General features: G+C 68.1%; 14 protein-coding genes. 13 read left to right on the top strand and 1 reads right to left on the bottom strand.

Features of this window, described 5'->3' with window-relative positions; translation table 11 throughout:
- The first annotated feature begins 242 nt into the window (after nucleotides 1-242).
- The 13 genes from DCO49_RS15785 to DCO49_RS15725 all read left to right on the top strand — a co-directional run bounded on the left by DCO49_RS15785 (nucleotide 243) and on the right by DCO49_RS15725 (nucleotide 12,343).
- Nucleotides 243-551, top strand: coding sequence for a YerC/YecD family TrpR-related protein (locus tag DCO49_RS15785; protein ID WP_108768699.1), 309 nt, complete (start codon nucleotides 243-245; stop codon nucleotides 549-551).
- A 34-nt stretch (nucleotides 552-585) separates the two neighbouring features.
- The gene (gene hisG, locus DCO49_RS15780) at nucleotides 586-1,497 is read left to right on the top strand and encodes an ATP phosphoribosyltransferase (RefSeq protein ID WP_079221702.1); all 912 of its coding nucleotides are present in this window, start codon (nucleotides 586-588) and stop codon (nucleotides 1,495-1,497) included.
- Nucleotides 1,494-2,789, top strand: coding sequence for a histidinol dehydrogenase (hisD, locus tag DCO49_RS15775; RefSeq protein ID WP_116864839.1), 1,296 nt, complete (start codon nucleotides 1,494-1,496; stop codon nucleotides 2,787-2,789). The genes hisG and hisD overlap by 4 nt, the downstream gene beginning before the upstream one ends.
- Nucleotides 2,786-3,880, top strand: a complete 1,095-nt coding sequence (gene hisC, locus DCO49_RS15770; RefSeq protein ID WP_116864838.1) for a histidinol-phosphate transaminase — start codon at nucleotides 2,786-2,788, stop codon at nucleotides 3,878-3,880. The genes hisD and hisC overlap by 4 nt, the downstream gene beginning before the upstream one ends.
- On the top strand, nucleotides 3,877-4,950 hold the full coding sequence (gene hisB, locus DCO49_RS15765; RefSeq protein ID WP_116864837.1) for a bifunctional histidinol-phosphatase/imidazoleglycerol-phosphate dehydratase HisB: 1,074 nt from the start codon (nucleotides 3,877-3,879) through the stop codon (nucleotides 4,948-4,950). The genes hisC and hisB overlap by 4 nt, the downstream gene beginning before the upstream one ends.
- Entirely contained in the window at nucleotides 4,947-5,549 is a 603-nt protein-coding gene (hisH, locus tag DCO49_RS15760; RefSeq protein WP_116864836.1) for an imidazole glycerol phosphate synthase subunit HisH, read from the top strand. Before hisB ends, hisH begins: the two co-directional genes overlap by 4 nt.
- On the top strand, nucleotides 5,546-6,280 hold the full coding sequence (hisA, locus tag DCO49_RS15755) for a 1-(5-phosphoribosyl)-5-[(5-phosphoribosylamino)methylideneamino]imidazole-4-carboxamide isomerase (RefSeq protein ID WP_116864835.1): 735 nt from the start codon (nucleotides 5,546-5,548) through the stop codon (nucleotides 6,278-6,280). Before hisH ends, hisA begins: the two co-directional genes overlap by 4 nt.
- Nucleotides 6,274-7,050 carry an imidazole glycerol phosphate synthase subunit HisF gene (gene hisF, locus DCO49_RS15750; protein ID WP_116864834.1) on the top strand — a complete coding sequence of 259 codons (777 nt, stop codon included), beginning with the start codon at nucleotides 6,274-6,276 and terminating at the stop codon, nucleotides 7,048-7,050. Before hisA ends, hisF begins: the two co-directional genes overlap by 7 nt.
- Entirely contained in the window at nucleotides 7,040-7,660 is a 621-nt protein-coding gene (gene hisIE / locus DCO49_RS15745) for a bifunctional phosphoribosyl-AMP cyclohydrolase/phosphoribosyl-ATP diphosphatase HisIE (RefSeq protein WP_116864833.1), read from the top strand. The genes hisF and hisIE overlap by 11 nt, the downstream gene beginning before the upstream one ends.
- A 150-nt stretch (nucleotides 7,661-7,810) precedes the next feature.
- Entirely contained in the window at nucleotides 7,811-9,400 is a 1,590-nt protein-coding gene (locus tag DCO49_RS15740) for a calcineurin-like phosphoesterase family protein (RefSeq protein ID WP_116864832.1), read from the top strand.
- A 107-nt stretch (nucleotides 9,401-9,507) separates the two neighbouring features.
- The gene (locus DCO49_RS15735) at nucleotides 9,508-10,551 is read left to right on the top strand and encodes a glucokinase (protein WP_116864831.1); all 1,044 of its coding nucleotides are present in this window, start codon (nucleotides 9,508-9,510) and stop codon (nucleotides 10,549-10,551) included.
- Nucleotides 10,552-10,610: 59 nt separating this feature from the next.
- Complete coding sequence (locus tag DCO49_RS15730; RefSeq protein WP_116864830.1) at nucleotides 10,611-11,609, top strand: N(4)-(beta-N-acetylglucosaminyl)-L-asparaginase; 999 nt, start codon at nucleotides 10,611-10,613, stop codon at nucleotides 11,607-11,609.
- The gene (locus DCO49_RS15725) at nucleotides 11,606-12,343 is read left to right on the top strand and encodes a copper homeostasis protein CutC (protein ID WP_116864829.1); all 738 of its coding nucleotides are present in this window, start codon (nucleotides 11,606-11,608) and stop codon (nucleotides 12,341-12,343) included. Before DCO49_RS15730 ends, DCO49_RS15725 begins: the two co-directional genes overlap by 4 nt.
- A 138-nt stretch (nucleotides 12,344-12,481) precedes the next feature.
- Here the strand turns inward: DCO49_RS15725 and DCO49_RS15720 are convergent, their stop codons facing one another.
- Nucleotides 12,482-15,562, bottom strand: coding sequence for a TonB-dependent receptor (locus DCO49_RS15720; protein ID WP_116864828.1), 3,081 nt, complete (start codon nucleotides 15,560-15,562; stop codon nucleotides 12,482-12,484).
- Nucleotides 15,563-16,149 lie beyond the last annotated feature (587 nt).

Raw genomic sequence — 16,149 nt, 5'->3', positions numbered from 1 at the left:
GGGTCCGGTTGAGGGGGCGTGAGCCGCATGGATGCGGCGACCGAGCTTACAGGGACGTACTTGCAGCGTCCCCCTCAACCGGACCCTCCCCGCCAACCCTCAGTAGCCCAGCTTTTGCCGTTGCTCCGGCTGTGCGGGTGCAGGGCGGCAGCCCTGCCAAGCCCCCAACCCCAAATTTGACGCACCGCGCAAGAATGCATTAATGTACTAACACGCTATTACATTGATGCAAAATCCTCCCCTTGAAAGCCCGCCCCGACATCGCTGCCAAAGACCCCCAGGCCGACCTCGACTCCCTGGCCCAGGCCTTTGCCGCGCTGCGCGAACCCGATCAGGTGCTCGCCTTCCTGCGCGACCTCTGCACCCCGGCCGAGCTTGAAGCCATGGCCGACCGCTGGAAGGTCGTCCCCCTGCTCCAGCAGGGCGTGCCCTACCGCGAGATCCACGAACGCACCGGCGTCAGCGTGACCACCACCGGACGGGTGGCACGCACCCTCGAGCATGGCCATCGAGGCTATGCCGCCGCCGTCGACCGCCTTGCTTCGCGCTGATCCGCGCCCCGTTCCGAACTTAGAGACCTCCCCCATGAGTGCAACCCAGGCAGCGCCGGCACGTGACCGGCTGCGTATCGCCATCCAGAAGAGTGGCCGTCTTGCCGAACCCGCCCGCAACCTGCTCAGCGCCTGCGGCCTGAGCTGGCGCGAAAGCCGCGACAAGCTGTTCTGCTACGGCGAATCGCTGCCGGTGGACCTGCTGCTGGTGCGCGACGACGACATTCCCGGCCTGATCGCCGACGGTGTCTGCGACCTCGGCATCGTCGGCCGCAACGAACTGGACGAGCAGGCTGCCGCACGCCGCCAGATCGGCCTGCCCGACGCCTACCAGGCCCTGCGCGGGCTGGGCTTCGGCCAGTGCCGGCTGATGCTGGCCGTGCCCGAGGAATGGCAGTGGGAAGGCCCGGCGCAGCTGGCCGGCACCCGCATCGCCACCAGCTACCCGGCCATCCTCAAGCAGTGGCTGGCCGAGCAGGGCGTGGACGCACAGGTGGTTGAACTCTCCGGCTCGGTGGAAATCGCCCCGCGCCTGGGCACCGCTGAACTGATCTGCGACCTGGTCTCCAGCGGCGCCACCCTGCGCGCCAACCAGCTCACCCCGGTGCACAACCTGCTGGACAGCGAAGCGGTGCTGGCCGGTGCGGTGCGCGTGCCGGACGACGCCCGCGCCGGGCTGCGCAGCATGCTGTTGCGGCGCCTGGACGGCGTGGTGCAGAAGCAGGATCGCAAGCTGCTGATGTTCCGCGCCAGCGAGGACCGCGTGGATGCGCTGGCGCAGCTGCTGGCCGATGCCGAACCGCTGGTGCGATTGCCTGCAGATGGCGGTGCACTGCGCCTGCAGACCATGTGCCCGGGTCCGCTGACCTGGCAGCGCATGGAAGAACTGGAGCGCGCCGGCGCACAGGGCCTGATGGTACTGAGCGTGGAGCGGTCGCTGGCATGAATCGTCTGATCTGGTCACAACTCGATGAAGCCGCCCGCAGCGCGGCGCTGACCCGCCCGGTACAGACCGTGGCGCAGCGGACCCGTGATGCCGTGGCCGCGCTGATCGCACAGGTGCGGGCGCTGGGCGACGAGGCGCTGCGTGCGATCACCTCCCGGTTCGATCGCGTCGAACTTGCCTCGTTTGAAGTCAGCGACGCTGAATTTGCTGCAGCCGAAGCCGCCGTGCCGGCCGAACTGCGCCAGGCCATGGTCGAAGCCGCCGCGCGCATCACGCGCTTCCACGAAGCCGGCATGGGCAAGGGCTATGCGGTGGAAACCGCGCCCGGTGTGGTCTGCGAACGCATGCTGCGGCCGATCGGCCGCGTCGGGCTGTACGTGCCCGCCGGCAGCGCACCACTGCCGTCCACTGCGCTGATGCTGGGCGTGCCGGCGCAGCTGGCCGGTTGCCCGCAGGTCGTGCTGTGCACGCCGCCGCGCGCCGATGGCACGGCCGATCCTGCGGTGCTGGTGGCCGCGCGCCTGACCGGCGTGCAGCGCGTGTTCAAGCTGGGCGGTGCCCAGGCCATCGCCGCGATGGCCTACGGCACGGCAAGCATTCCGGCCTGCGACAAGCTGTTCGGGCCGGGCAACAGTTTCGTCACCGAAGCCAAGCAGCAGGTCGCCCAGGACGGCGCCGCCGCCATCGACATGCCGGCTGGACCTTCGGAAGTGCTGGTCATCGCCGATGCCGGTGCCAATCCGGCGTTCGTGGCTGCTGACCTGCTGTCGCAGGCCGAGCACGGCCCGGATTCGCAGGTGCTGCTGCTGACCGACGATGCGGCGATGCTGGCGGCGGTCGAAGCGGAAGTGGAGCGTCAGGTCGCGCTGCTGCCGCGCCAGGAGATCGCTCGCCAGGCCCTGTCGGCCTCGCGCCTGATCCAGGTCGACGCGCTGGCAGACGCCTTCGCGATCAGCAACCGCTACGCACCCGAGCACCTGATCCTCGCCCTGCGCGCACCGCGTGACTGGCTGGGCCAGGTGCAGGCCGCGGGCTCGGTGTTCCTCGGCGATTACACCCCCGAAGCACTGGGCGACTACTGCAGCGGCACCAACCACGTGCTGCCCACCGCCGGTGCCGCGCGTGCCTACAGCGGCGTCAGCGTCGCCAGCTTCCAGAATCTGATCAGCGTGCAGAGCGCCAGCGCCGAAGGCCTGGCCGCGATCGGCGGCTGCGCGCGCATCATCGCCAGCGCCGAAGGCCTCGACGCGCATGAGCGTGCCGTGGCGCTGCGCATGGAGGCTGCCGCATGAGCGCCGTCATCGATGACGTGCTGGCGCTGGTGCGCCCGGACCTGCGGGCCTTCGCCGGCTACAGCTCGGCGCGTAGTGCGACCGTGCAGGGCGAGGTCTGGTTGAACGCCAACGAATCGGCCTGGGCCAATCCCGCCGACAGCGCCGGCAGCAGCCGACGCTACCCCGAGCCGCAGCCGCTGGCGCTGCGCGAAGGACTGGCTGCGCTGTACGGCGTGCAGCCGCAGCAGCTGCTGGTCGGGCGGGGCAGTGATGAAGCCATCGACCTGCTGGTGCGCGCCCTGTGCGTGCCCGGCCGCGACGGTGTGCTGGTGACCTCGCCGGTGTTCGGCATGTACGCGGTCTGTGCGCGCCTGCAGGGTGCGCCGTTGATCGACGTGCCGCTGGTCGATGGCGAAGACGGCCTGCGCCCCGATCTCGACGCGGTCATCGGCACGGCACACGCGCAGGGCGCCAAGCTGGTGTTCCTGTGTGCGCCGTCCAACCCGGCCGGCAGCGATATCGGCCTGGCCGAAATTGAACGCGTGGCCACCGCGCTGCGCGGGCAGGCCCTGGTGGTGGTCGATGAGGCCTACGTCGAGTACGCGCAGCGTGTGTCGGCCACCACACTGCTGGCCGCGCACGCCAACCTCGCCGTGCTGCGCACGCTGTCGAAAGCGCATGCACTGGCTGCGGCGCGCATTGGCACTCTCATCGCCGCGCCGGAACTGATTGCCGTACTGCGTCGCTGCCAGGCGCCGTACCCGGTGCCGACGCCGTGTGCCGAGTTGGCCGTGCAGGCGCTGCGCTCGGCCGCGTTGGCCCGTACCGCCGAGCGCGTGGCCACGGTCATCGCCGAGCGCGACCGTTTGTTCGCCGCGTTGCCGGGCCTGCCCGGCGTGCGCCGCGTGTACCGCTCGTCCGGCAACTACCTGCTGGTCCGCTTCGCCGATGCGCAGGCCGCGTTCGATACGCTGCTGGCCGCCGGCGTGGTGGTGCGTGACCAGCGCGCCGCACCGCAGCTGGGCGATGCCCTGCGCATCAGCATCGGCAGCCCCGAAGAAAACGACCGCGTGCTCGCGGCCCTGTCGGCCCGGAGGGCTGCTGCATGACCCCCATCCTGTTCATCGACCGCGACGGCACCCTCATCGAGGAGCCGGCCGACTTCCAGATCGACGCCTACGAGAAGCTGCGCTTCGTGCCGCAGGTGATCCCTGCGCTGCTGAAGCTGCGCGACGCCGGCTACCAGTTCGTCATCGTCACCAACCAGGACGGCTTGGGCAGCGAAAGCTACCCGCGCGCCAGCTTCGATGGCCCCAACGACCTGATGCTGCAGATCTTCGAAAGCCAGGGCATCAGCTTCCGTGATGTGCTGGTGGACTGCAGCTGGCCGCAGGACAACGCGCCCACCCGCAAGCCGGGCATCGGCCTGATGACCGCCTACCTGCAGGACCGCAGCATCGACTGGGCGCGATCGGGCATGGTCGGCGACCGCATCACCGACCTGCAGTTCGCCGACAACCTCAACATCCGTGGTTTCCAGCTGCGCACCGAACAGTTCGGTGGCGAGTGGGACTGGGCGGGCATCGCCCACGCCCTGGCCGATGCACCGCGCACCGCCGTGGTCCAGCGCAATACCAAGGAAACGAAGATCCGCGTCGAACTGGACCTGGATCGCGCCGGTGACGCGCACGTTTCCACCGGCCTGCCGTTCTTCGACCACATGCTGGAGCAGATCGGCAAGCACGGCGGCTTCGCCCTGGACATCCAGGCCGAGGGTGACCTGCACATCGACGAACACCACACCATCGAAGACACTGGGCTGGCCCTGGGCCAGGCGCTGCGCGAGGCGCTGGGTGACAAGCGCGGCATCGGCCGCTATGGCTTCACCCTGCCGATGGACGAGACCCTGGCCAGCGCTGCTCTGGATTTCAGCGGCCGGCCGTATTTCGTGTTCGAAGGCGAGTTCAAGCGCGAGCGCGTGGGCGACATGCCGACCGAGCTGGTGCCGCACTTCTTCCGTTCGCTGTGCGATGCCAGCGGCCTGAACCTCAACCTGCAGGTGCGCGGCGACAACGACCACCACAAGGTGGAAGCCTGCTTCAAGGCACTGGCGCGTGCACTGCGCCCGGCGCTGGCCCGGCAGGGCACCGCGCTGCCGACCACCAAGGGGGCGCTGTGAGCGAGGTTGCACTGATCGATGCCGGCGGTGCCAACCTCGGTTCGGTGCGCTACGCGCTGGAGCGACTGGGCGCGAACGTGCGCCTGGTGCGCGATGCCGAGGGCCTGGTCGGCGCGCAGCGGGTGATCCTGCCCGGCGTCGGAGCCGCGGCACCGGGCATGCAGCGCCTGCATGCGCAGGGCCTGGTTGAACCGCTGCGCCGCCTGGAGGTGCCGCTGATGGGCATCTGCCTGGGCATGCAGCTGCTGTTCGAGCGTTCCGAAGAGACCGGCGTGGATGCGCTGGGCCTGATTCCCGGCACGGTGCGCAAGCTGGTGCCGGCCTGTGGCATCCGCGTACCGCACATGGGCTGGAACCGGCTGCTGGCGCTGCGTCCGTCGCTGCTGCTGCAGGGCGTGCCGGACCGTTCCAGCGCGTACTTCGTGCACAGCTATGCCGCGCCGCTGAACGCCCACAGCGTCGCCGCCTGCGACCACGGCGGCCTGTTCACCGCCGTGATCGAGCAGGGCCGCTATTTCGGCGCCCAGTTCCACCCCGAGCGTTCCGGCGATACCGGTTCGCTGATGCTGCGCAATTTCCTCGAGGGCACTGCTGCATGAGTTTCACCGTCTACCCCGCACTGGATATCCGCGAAGGCCGCGTGGTGCGCCTGCGCCAGGGCGACTACGCGCAGGAAACCTCCTACGGCGACGATCCGCTGCCGCGCGCGCAGGCGTTTGCCGCGCAGGGCGCGCAGTGGATGCACCTGGTCGACCTGGACGCTGCACGCGCCGGCGGTTACACCCTCGCCCCGCTGCTGGCGGCGATCCGCCAGCACACGCCGCTGCAGGTGCAGACCGGTGGCGGCGTGCGCGGTCGCGATGACGTGGCGCGCATCCTCGATGCCGGTGCCAACCGCGTGGTGGTCGGCTCGCTGGCCGTGCGCCGCCCCGACGAAGTGTTGGGTTGGCTCGATGAATTCGGCGCCGAACGCATCACCATTGCCCTCGACGCCCGCCAGGACGCGCAGGGCCAGTGGCAGCTGCCGGTGCACGGCTGGACCGAGAATGCCGGGGTGACCCTGGACGACCTGGCCCAGCGCTACGCGCGCGCCGGCATGCGCCACCTGCTGTGCACCGACATCGCCCGCGACGGCATGCTGGCCGGCCCCAACATCAGCCTCTACACCCACCTGTCGGCGCTGCTGCCGGGCGTTGCGGTGCAGGCGTCCGGTGGCATCCGTGACGTGGCCGACGTGGCCGAAGCACGCGCTGCCGGCTGCGGCGGCGCCATCCTCGGCAAGGCGCTGCTGGAGCAGCGCATGGACCTGGGCGAGGCACTGGCATGTTGAGCCGCCGCATCATTCCCTGCCTGGACGTGCGCGATGGCCGCGTGGTCAAGGGCGTGCGTTTCCGCGACCACGTCGACATGGGCGACATCGCCGAGCTGGCCCAGCGCTACCGTGACCAGGGCGCCGACGAGCTGGTGTTCTATGACATCGGTGCCAGCCCCGAGGCACGTTCGGTGGACGTGGCCTGGATCGAGCGCATCGCGCGCCTGATCGACATCCCGTTCTGCGTGGCCGGTGGCATCGACAGCGTGGACACCGCGCGCCGGGTGCTGTTTGCGGGTGCTGACAAGGTGTCGATCAATTCGCCGGCCCTGGGTCGCCCGGAACTGATCACTGAACTGGCCGAAGAGTTCGGCGTGCAGTGCGTGGTGGTCGGTGTCGATTCGGTGCGCGAGGACGATGGCCAATGGCGGGTTCGTCGCTTCACCGGTGACCCGAGCAAGACCCAGGCCGTGCCGCTGCGCACGCTGGACTGGATCGTCGAGGCGCAGCGCCGCGGTGCCGGTGAGATCGTACTGAACTGCATGGACAGCGACGGCGTGCGCCGTGGCTACGATGTGGAGCAGCTGCGCCAGGTCAGAGCGCTGTGCAACGTGCCGCTCATCGCCTCCGGTGGTGCCGGTGCGATGGAGCATTTCGCCCAGGCCTTCGACCAGGCCGATGTGGATGGCGCGCTGGCTGCCAGCGTGTTCCACAGCGGCGCCATCGCCATTGCAGATTTGAAGCGCTACCTGCGCGAACAGCAGATCGAGGTTCGAGATGTCTATTGAAGTACGCCCTTCGCCGCAGGCGCTGGAATCGCTGGAGTGGGCAAAGGGCGATGGCCTGCTGCCGGCCGTGGTCCAGGATGCCGACACGTTGCAGGTGCTGATGCTGGGCTATGTCAACGCCGAGTCGCTGCACATCACCCAGGTGACCGGGCACATGACCTTCTACAGCCGCAGCAAGCATCGCCTGTGGACCAAGGGCGAGCAGTCGGGCCACGTGCTGGCGGTGCAGTCGATCAGCGTGGACTGCGATGCAGATACCGTGCTGGTGCTGGCACGTCCGGCCGGCCCGACCTGCCACACCGGTGCTGAAAGCTGCTTCGATGGCGCGCCGAAGGACTTCCTCGGTGGCTTGGGCCAGCTGGTGGCTGTGCGCGAAACGCAGCGTCCGCCGGGCAGCTACACCACCTCGCTGTTCGAAGGTGGCATCCGCCGCATCGCGCAGAAGGTGGGCGAGGAGGGCGTGGAAACCGCGCTGGCCGCGGTGGCGCAGGACGATGAGGCCCTGCTGGGCGAATCGGCCGACCTGCTGTATCACCTGCTGGTGCTGCTGCGCGCGCGCGGGCTGTCGCTGCAGGATGCGCGTGATGTGCTGGAACAGCGCCACCGTTAAGGGGTTTGTAGAGCCGAGCCCATGCTCGGCTGCTCTGGAGCTTCAAGCCAGCCGAGCACGGGCTCGGCTCTACAGGGCCATGCGACACCGCGTGCGTGATGTCATCAACGGAATCTACAATGGGCGGTCTTTCTTTCCCGGACCGCCCCCATGAAACTGCCCGCCGCCTGGCTGTGCTGCCTGTTGCTGACTTCGCCGGCCTGGGCCGCCGACACGGTGGTCAGTGGCAAGGTCTATCTCGAACGCGACGGCAGGCCAGGTCGCGGCGCGACCGATCCGGGCCTGGCCGGCGTGCAGGTCTCCAACGGCGAAACCATCGTCAAGACCGCCGCTGACGGCAGCTACAGCCTGCCGGTGCGCGATGGGCAGACCGTGTTCGTCATCAAGCCCGATGCCTACAACTTCCCGAAGGCGGCCGACGGCCTGCCGACGTTCTGGCGCCACTACCGCCCGACCGGTTCGCCGGCGCTGAAGTACGGCGGCATCGCCGCCACCGGCGCGGCCGACCGTGGCTGGGATTTCGCCCTGCAGTCCGACCGCCATGACAGCCGCCGCGGCTTCCAGATGCTGGTCTTCACCGATTCGCAGACCGCCACCCTGAAGGACATTGGCTACTACCAGCAGTCCATCGTGGCGCCACTGGTGGGCCAGACCAAGGCGCGCCTGGGCACCACCCTCGGCGACATCGTCAACGACGACCTGAGCCTGTACCCGGCCATCAACAAGGTCACCACCGAACTGGGCGTGCCGTGGTTCCATGTGCCGGGCAACCACGACCTGGATGTCGATGCCGCCAACGACGACCACTCGCTGGACAGCTGGCGCAACATCTACGGCCCGGACACCTACGCGGTGGAAGAGGGCGGTGCCAGCTTCGTGTTCCTCGATGACGTGGTCTACGATCCCAACGCCAAGCCGAAGTACGTCGGTGGCCTGCGCGAGGACCAGTTCGCCTTCCTGGCCGGCTACCTGAAGGGCCTGCGCAAGGACCGCCTGCTGGTGCTGGGCATGCACATCCCGCTGTTCGACGCCGCGCCGGGTCGCGAGACCTTCCGCCACGCCGACCGCCAGCGCCTGTTCGACCTGCTCAAGGACTTCCGCAACGTGCTGGTGCTGAGCGGCCACAGCCACACCCAGCAGCATGTCTACCACGGCAAGGCCGAGGGCTGGCAGGGTGAGAAGCCGCTGCACGAGTACAACGTCGGTGCCAACTGCGGCGCGTTCTGGTCGGGCGTGAAGAATGCCGCGGGCGTGCCGGACAGCACCATGAGCGATGGCACGCCGAAGGGCTACGCGCTGCTGGACGTGGCCGGCAACGGCAGCTACCGCCTGCAGTACCGCGTGGCCGGTGCCCCGGCCAGCGACCAGATCGGCCTGCATGCGCCGAAGGTGCTGCGCCAGGGTGCCTACCCGGCATGGGGCGTGTACGCCAACGTGTACATGGGCGAAGACACCAGCGTGGTCGAGTTCCGCGTTGACGGCGGTGCCTGGCAGCCGATGAAGCAGGTCAGCCAGCCTGACCCGCGCCTGCTGGTGGAGAACGTGGCCGATGACACGGCCGACGCCCTGCGCGGCTATGATCGTTCGCCGGAAGCCACCGCATCGCCGCACCTGTGGCGTGGCGCGCTGCCGACCAACCTCGAGGTGGGCAGCCACAAGGTCGAGGTGCGCTCGACCCAGCCCGACGGCACGGTGTTCACCGCCACCACCCGCTACAGCCTGCAGACGGCTCAGCCCTGATGCGGCCGGGCCGGGTGCAGGTTCGCTGCACCCGGGTCCCGCAGCGTTGGCAAAGCGCGTTCAATGCCTGAGAATCGACACGATTCAATCGATTCAAGCAGGCCAGTGTGAACGTTGCAGCAGCGTCCCCGGTACTTTCCGATCTGGCCAGCCCTTCCGCTGGCAGCGGTGCCCCCCACGGCAATGATCCGCGCAGCCTGGTGGTGGCCGACGTCGGCGGCACCTTTGCCCGTCTGGCCCTGGCCGAGACCACGCCGGGGCAGACCCCGCGACTGGGCAGCTACCGCACCTACGCCTGCGCCGATCATCCGAGCCTGGCCGCGATCCTCGCCGACTTCACTGCCAGTCTCGGCCAGCCGGTCAGCACCGCCGTGGTGGCGATTGCCGGCCTGCTCGATGGCGATGTGCTGATAAACGCCAACCTGCCGTGGACGGTCTCGCTGTCGATCACCCGCGCGCAGTCCGGGTTGCAGGAACTGCAGCTGATCAACGATTTCGAAGCGGTGGCGCTGGCCATTCCCTGCCTGCAGGCCGACACCCTGGTGCCGTTGAACGGCGATGCCGATCCGGCGCAGGCGTTCCCGGCGCTGGTGCTGGGCGCGGGGACCGGCCTGGGTGCGGCGCTGCGCTTTGCCGACGGCGATCGCCCGGTGCTGGCCAGCGAGATCGGCCACGCCGCGCTGGGCGCCGGCAACGCGCTGGAACTGCAGGTGCTGGGCCAGCTGCTGCAGCGCTGGCCGCACGTGGACAACGAGCGCGTGCTGTCCGGCAGTGGCCTGATGAACCTCTACCCGTGCCTGTGCGAGCTGCGCGGCGCGACCCCGCAGTGGACCAGCACCGAGGCGCTGATCGGCGCGGCACGCAGCGGCGAAGATGCGGTGGCGGTGGAGACCCTGCAGGTGTTCTGCGCATGGCTGGGCAGCCTGGCCGGCGACGCGGCGATCGCCGTGGGCGCGCGCTCGGTCTATCTGGCCGGTGGCATCTCCGCGCACGTGCAGGATTTCCTTGCCGATGGCCGCTTCCGCGAGCGCTTCCTCAATAAGGGCGTGCTGACCGACGTGCTGCGCCAGGTGCCGGTGTGGCGCGTCGAGCACGGCCAGCTGGGCGTACTCGGCGCGGCGGTCTGGCACGCGGCACGCACGCCGGCATAAGAACAACAGCAAGGGCTGCCGGCAGCCTGCCGACGGCCGGACGGACGACGGAGGCGGATATGGTGGATCGCAGGCAGTTCCTTCAGGCCGGAGCACTGGCCGCAGGCATGGCGGCTTTGCCGGGCGTGCAGGCGCGCGGGCAGGGCGGGGCGAAAGTCGTTTCAACCTGGGATTTCGGCGTGCCGGCCAACCAGGCGGCATGGAAGGTACTGGCCAACGGCGGCAGCGCGCTGGACGCGGTTGAGGCCGGTGCGCGCTGGGCCGAGAGCGAGCTGTGCAATCCCACCGTCGGCCATTGCGGCAACCCGGATCGCGACGGCGTGCTGAGCCTGGACGCCAGCATCATGGACGGCGATGGCCGATGTGGTGCGGTCGCCGCGCTGGTCGACATCCTGCACCCGGTATCGGTGGCCCGCAAAGTGATGGAGAACAGCCCGCACGTTCTGCTGGTGGGCGAGGGCGCGCAGCAGTTCGCGGTGCAGCAGGGCTTCGAGCGCCAGCACCTGCTGACGCCGCGGGCCGAGGCGGCGTGGCGCGAGTGGCTGAAGACCGAGAAGTACCAGCCGCAGATCAACGCCGAGCGCCGCGGCATCCCCGGCAACAGTGACAACCACGACACCATCGGCATGCTGGCACTGGATGCCAAGGGCAACCTCGCTGGCGCCTGCACCACCAGTGGCATGGCCTGGAAGCTGCACGGCCGCGTCGGCGACAGTCCGATCATCGGTGCCGGCCTGTACGTGGACAACGAGGTCGGCGCGGCGACGGCCTCGGGCGTGGGCGAGGAAATGATACGCAACGCGGCCTCGTTCCTGGTGGTCGAGCTGATGCGCCAGGGGCGCACGCCGGCCCAGGCCTGCCGCGAGGCCATCGACCGGGTGGTGCGCAAGCGCCCCGAGGCAAGCAGGACGCTGCAGGTCTGCTTCCTGGCGATGAACAAGCAGGGCGAGGTCGGCGCGTACGCGTTGCATCGCGGCTTCGTTTACGCGGTGTGCGACGGGCAGCGCCAGGACGACCTGCGCGACTCGCCGTCGATCTACACGAGCACCCAGGCGTGAGCGTGCGCCTGGGCTTGGAGATCGCCAGCAATTCGGTGGCCTCGGCGATCGCCGCGCAGGCCGGTGGTGCCGACCGGATCGAACTGTTCGACAACCTCGCCGAAGGCGGCACCACGCCGTCCTTCGGCAGCATCGCCATTGCCCGCGAACGGCTGTCCATTCCGCTGTTCGTGCTGGTGCGCCCGCGTGCCGGCGATTTCCACTACGACGCCCTGGAAACCGAGCTGATGCTGCGCGACATCGCGCAGTGCCGCGCACTGGGCTGCGATGGCGTGGTGGTCGGCGCGCTGGATGCGCAGGGTGACATCGACCTGCCGCTGTGCCGCGAGCTGGTGCAGGCCGCCGGGCCGCTGCAGGTCACGTTCCATCGCGCCTTCGACGCAACACGCGATCTCTCCGCGGCGCTGGAGCAGGTGATCGGTCTCGGCTGCCAGCGTGTGCTGACGTCGGGCGGGCAGGTCAGTGCAGAGGCCGGCAGCAAGGTGCTGGCCGCGCTGGTCACCCAGGCCGCGGGGCGCATCAGCGTGATGGCCGGTGCCGGCCTGGGCCCGGCCAACATCGCCGCGGTGGCCCGGCACACCGGCTGCAGCGAACTGCACGCCTCGGCCAAGGGCCTGCGGCGCTCGGACATGCAGTTCCAGAACCCGGTACTGCGCGGCCTGGACCCGGACTGGAGCCAGACCAGCACCGCCACGGTGGCGGCATTGCGCAAGGCATTGGACGCCGCGCGTTAACCCGCTTTTCTGTAGAGGCGAGCCCATGCTCGGCTGCGCTTTGCGCAGATCAACGGCAGCCGAGCATGGGCTCGGCTCTACAAAAAAACGGCAGCCACCTGTAAAAGCGTGGCTGCCGTGGAGGACCGTTGTGCCGGCTTAGAACTTGTAGGTCGCGCCGAAGTAGATCTGGCGGCCCGAGTACAGGTTCGAGATCAGGCGGGACTGGGTGTCGCTGCCCAGGTAGATGCGCTGCTCGGACTTGGTGGCGTTGAGCACCGAGGCGGTAAAGGTCAGCGCTTCCGTGAAGTTGTACGCCACGTTCAGATCAAGCTGGTCGTACGGTTCGCTGTACTGGGTCATGCCGTTGACCAGGCCGCCGACCACTTCACCACGACGGTTGTACGAAGCACGGGCCAGGAACCGGTCGGTTTCGTAGAACACCGTCAGATTGGCCTGGTTCTTGGCGCTGCCCACCAGCGGCGAGGCACCGAGGTTCTCGCCGTTGAGCTCGATCGAGGCCAGGTTGGTGTCGTTGTAGGTGTAGTTGGCCTGCACGCCCAGGCCGAAGTCGAAGGTGTACTGGCCGTAGACTTCCACGCCCTGCGACACCGCGTCACGGCCGTTGGCCTGGGTGCTGTAGTTCTGCACTGTCACCATGTCGCCGCCGACTTCCATCTGCACGTCACGCACGATCGGCACGGTGAAGTTGCTGATGTCCTTGCGGAACAGGCCGACACCGGCGACGGCGCCCGGCATGAAGTACCACTCCACGCCGAGGTCGTACTGGGTGGCCTTGAAGGCTTCCAGGTTCTTGTTGCTGCCGCTGCCGGCCCAGCCCTCGGTCGGTGCACCGCCGGCGACGCGGCGGTCATTGACGTACTCGGGGCTGTAGTAGCTCAGGCTGCCGGGTGCGGCGATGCTGGTGTAGCTCGGACGAGCCACCACCTTCGACGCCGCGCCACGCAGGACCAGCGTGTCGGTGATGTCCCAGGCGATGTTGAAGCTGGGCAGCACATCGGTATAGGTACGGTCCGAGCCGATCAGCTCGTAGGTCTTCTCGCGGGCCAGGTTGTCGGGCAGGCGCACGAAGCCGCTTTCGCAGCCGTAGGTCGGGTAGGCCGCTGCCGCCGGATCATCGCAGGACATCGGTGCGCCGGAGGCGTTGTCCAGGAAGTAGTCGTTGAAGCGTTCGATCGAATCGCTGGACTGGGCGAACTGCTCGGTGCGCACCACGCGCACGCCGACGTTGCCGCGCAGGCGCTCGGTACGGAAGTTGGCCTGGAAGTAGCCCGAGTAGATCTTCTCGTTGACGTTGTAGACGAAGTCGTCTTCGACGCGGTTGTGCGACTGGCCGTAGGTGGTGTTCAGGTAATCGATGTAGGCGGGGTAGTTGATGCCCGGGAACACATTGGCATTGAAGCCGCCGGCGATGCCGGTGATCGGGTTGGACAGGAAGAAGCCCGGCTGGGCGATGCCGGCCGTGTTGTCGCAGCCCGCCTGGTAACGGCTGTCGTAGTCAGCCGGATCGGCGCCCTGGCACACCCAGTAGGTGTTGCCGGTGTTGCGGTGAACCTTGCCGTCACGGTACTTGGCGCCGAACTGGATCGAGTCCAGCCAGCCGCTCTCGAACATCTTGGTGACGTCGGCCTGGAAGTGGTTCTGCTTGACCTCGGTCTGCATCCACGACGAATCGGTCGAACCGGTGTCGACTTCGGCGATGCCATTCATCAGCACCTCCTGCAGGTTCGGCGAGACGGTCAGCGTCGGGGTGCCGGTCAGGTCCCACGCGGTGTACTGGTTGCCGGATTCCCACACGCCATTGACGCGGCGACGCGGCTTGGCCGACATGCGGAAGTTCATCGACGGGCCGCCTTCGGACCACGTGCGGCCGCCGCTGAAGGAGGCCTTCCACAGCGGGCTGATGTCCCAGTCGATGGTCAGGTCGGCGGTCTGCGACAGCGCCTTTTCACGGCTGTAGCTGCCGGTCAGCTGCGGGGTCGGAATGGTGCAGTCGTCCGGACCCCAGCCACCCGGGGCCAGGCCGGCGGCTGCGGCTTCGTCTTCACTGCAGTAATAGGCCTTGCCCGGCAGCTTCTCGAACTGCGCGCCGGTGACCACGGTGCCGCTGGGGTCGAAGGTCAGGCCATTGAGCAGGCGGCCGCCAGCCCAGTTGCCGTCGCCGTTGTAGCGCGCCATGTTCCACTCGGGAACCTTGAGCATGTTCTGCACATAGTTGCCGTCCAGCTCGAAGCGGAAGTAGTTGGCGGTCAGGGTCAGGTTGTCGACCGGCTTGAACTGGAACGTCAGCTGGCCGCCCTTGCGCTCGCGCTCCTCTTCCTTCACGGCGAAGTTCACCGAGGTGGGCATGAAGAAGTCGCTGTAGTTGTGCCCGAACTGGTCGTTGAAGCCGGAGTTGCCCCACCAGTAGTTGATACCGCCCTGGGTGAGTGCGTTGCCGTTGACATCACGGGCGTCGACGTCGGTGCCATACCACTGGTAGTTCTCGGTGCTCACTTCCATGGTGCGGCTGGTGCGCTTCTGCTGGGTCACGCCGACCAGCACGCCGAAGCGCTCGTCCTTGCTGTGCCAGGAGTACAGCGCCGACGCCTGCGGATCGACGTCCTGGTGGGTGTCGGAAGACACGCCTTCCAGGGTCACGTAGCCGGAGTTGGATTCCATCTCCAGCGGACGGCGGGTGTGCAGGATGACCGTGCCGCCGATGCCACCTTCGTCGATGCGTGCTTCCGGCGACTTGAACAGCTCGGCGCTGGACAGCATGTTCGACGGCAGCAGGGTGTAGTTGAACGAACGGCTGGCCTCGTCATTGGTTTCGGAGGTGGCGATGTAGTTGCCGTTCAACTGGGTCAGGGTCAGGTCCGGATCGAGGCCGCGCACGCTGACGCTCTTGCCTTCGCCGCCATCGCGGGTGATGACTACGCCGGGCACGCGCTGCAGCGAATCGGCAACGTTCTTGTCCGGGAACTTGCCGACGTCCTCGGCGGTGATCACTTCGACCACGGCGTTGGCGTCGCGCTTCTGCTGCAGGCTCTTTTCGATCGCGTAGCGGTAGCCGGTGACCTGGACGCTGTCCAGGGTGGTGGCATCGGTACCGCCGGTGGTCGGCTGTGCGGTGGCCTGCTGGGCAGCGGCGCCGGTCGGCGCGACGGCTGCGGCCAAGGCCAGCGCGACGGCGAGCGACAAGGTGTCGCGACCGTGCTTACGAGTTGAATGCTTCATTGCCTTCTCTCCCTCTCTCCTGGATTGATCCGGTGACTGACGCGGAACTTGAATCGATCTAATTTCTGGTGCCGATTTTTGCTTAAGCCGCGCGGCTGCCTGGGCAGCGCGCTGGTGCTCGGGTACGTGCTGTTCCGGTCCCCAACTCCGGGCCATCCCTGAATTCGCTTGGATCGATCTAAGCGATGGCGGGGCGATTTTTAGCATGGCTGGCGGGGTTGCGCATGCTGCTGCGCAATATTGCAGTGACGTGTCTGCCGAATGATGATCCGCTGAAATACGCTGGAATCGTTTACATGCGCAAAGGGGAGGGGGCTCGGCAGGGCTTGCAGCCCTGCACCTGCTTCGAGCCAACGCAACGGCAACGTCAAAAGCGGCTCTGGCTTTCTGCTGGTTGGGCGGGGCGGTGTGGGCTGGCAGGACACGCCGTAAACCCGTCCCTGGGGGCTCGTAGGCGCCCTGCTCGCGTGCGCTGTCCTGCGCACGCGGCAAGACCGGGGTAGGGCGTCCTGCCCAACCCGCCCGAGGCATGCCTCGGCCCATGGCGCCTGCGGTCCTGCCAGCCCACACCGTCCCACCCGCGACAG

Source organism: Stenotrophomonas sp. SPM (genome assembly GCF_003105135.1).
Classification (GTDB): Bacteria; Pseudomonadota; Gammaproteobacteria; order Xanthomonadales; family Xanthomonadaceae; genus Stenotrophomonas.
Note: the sequence above shows the minus strand (reverse complement) of the source record. Positions and strands in the feature narration are given on the sequence as shown.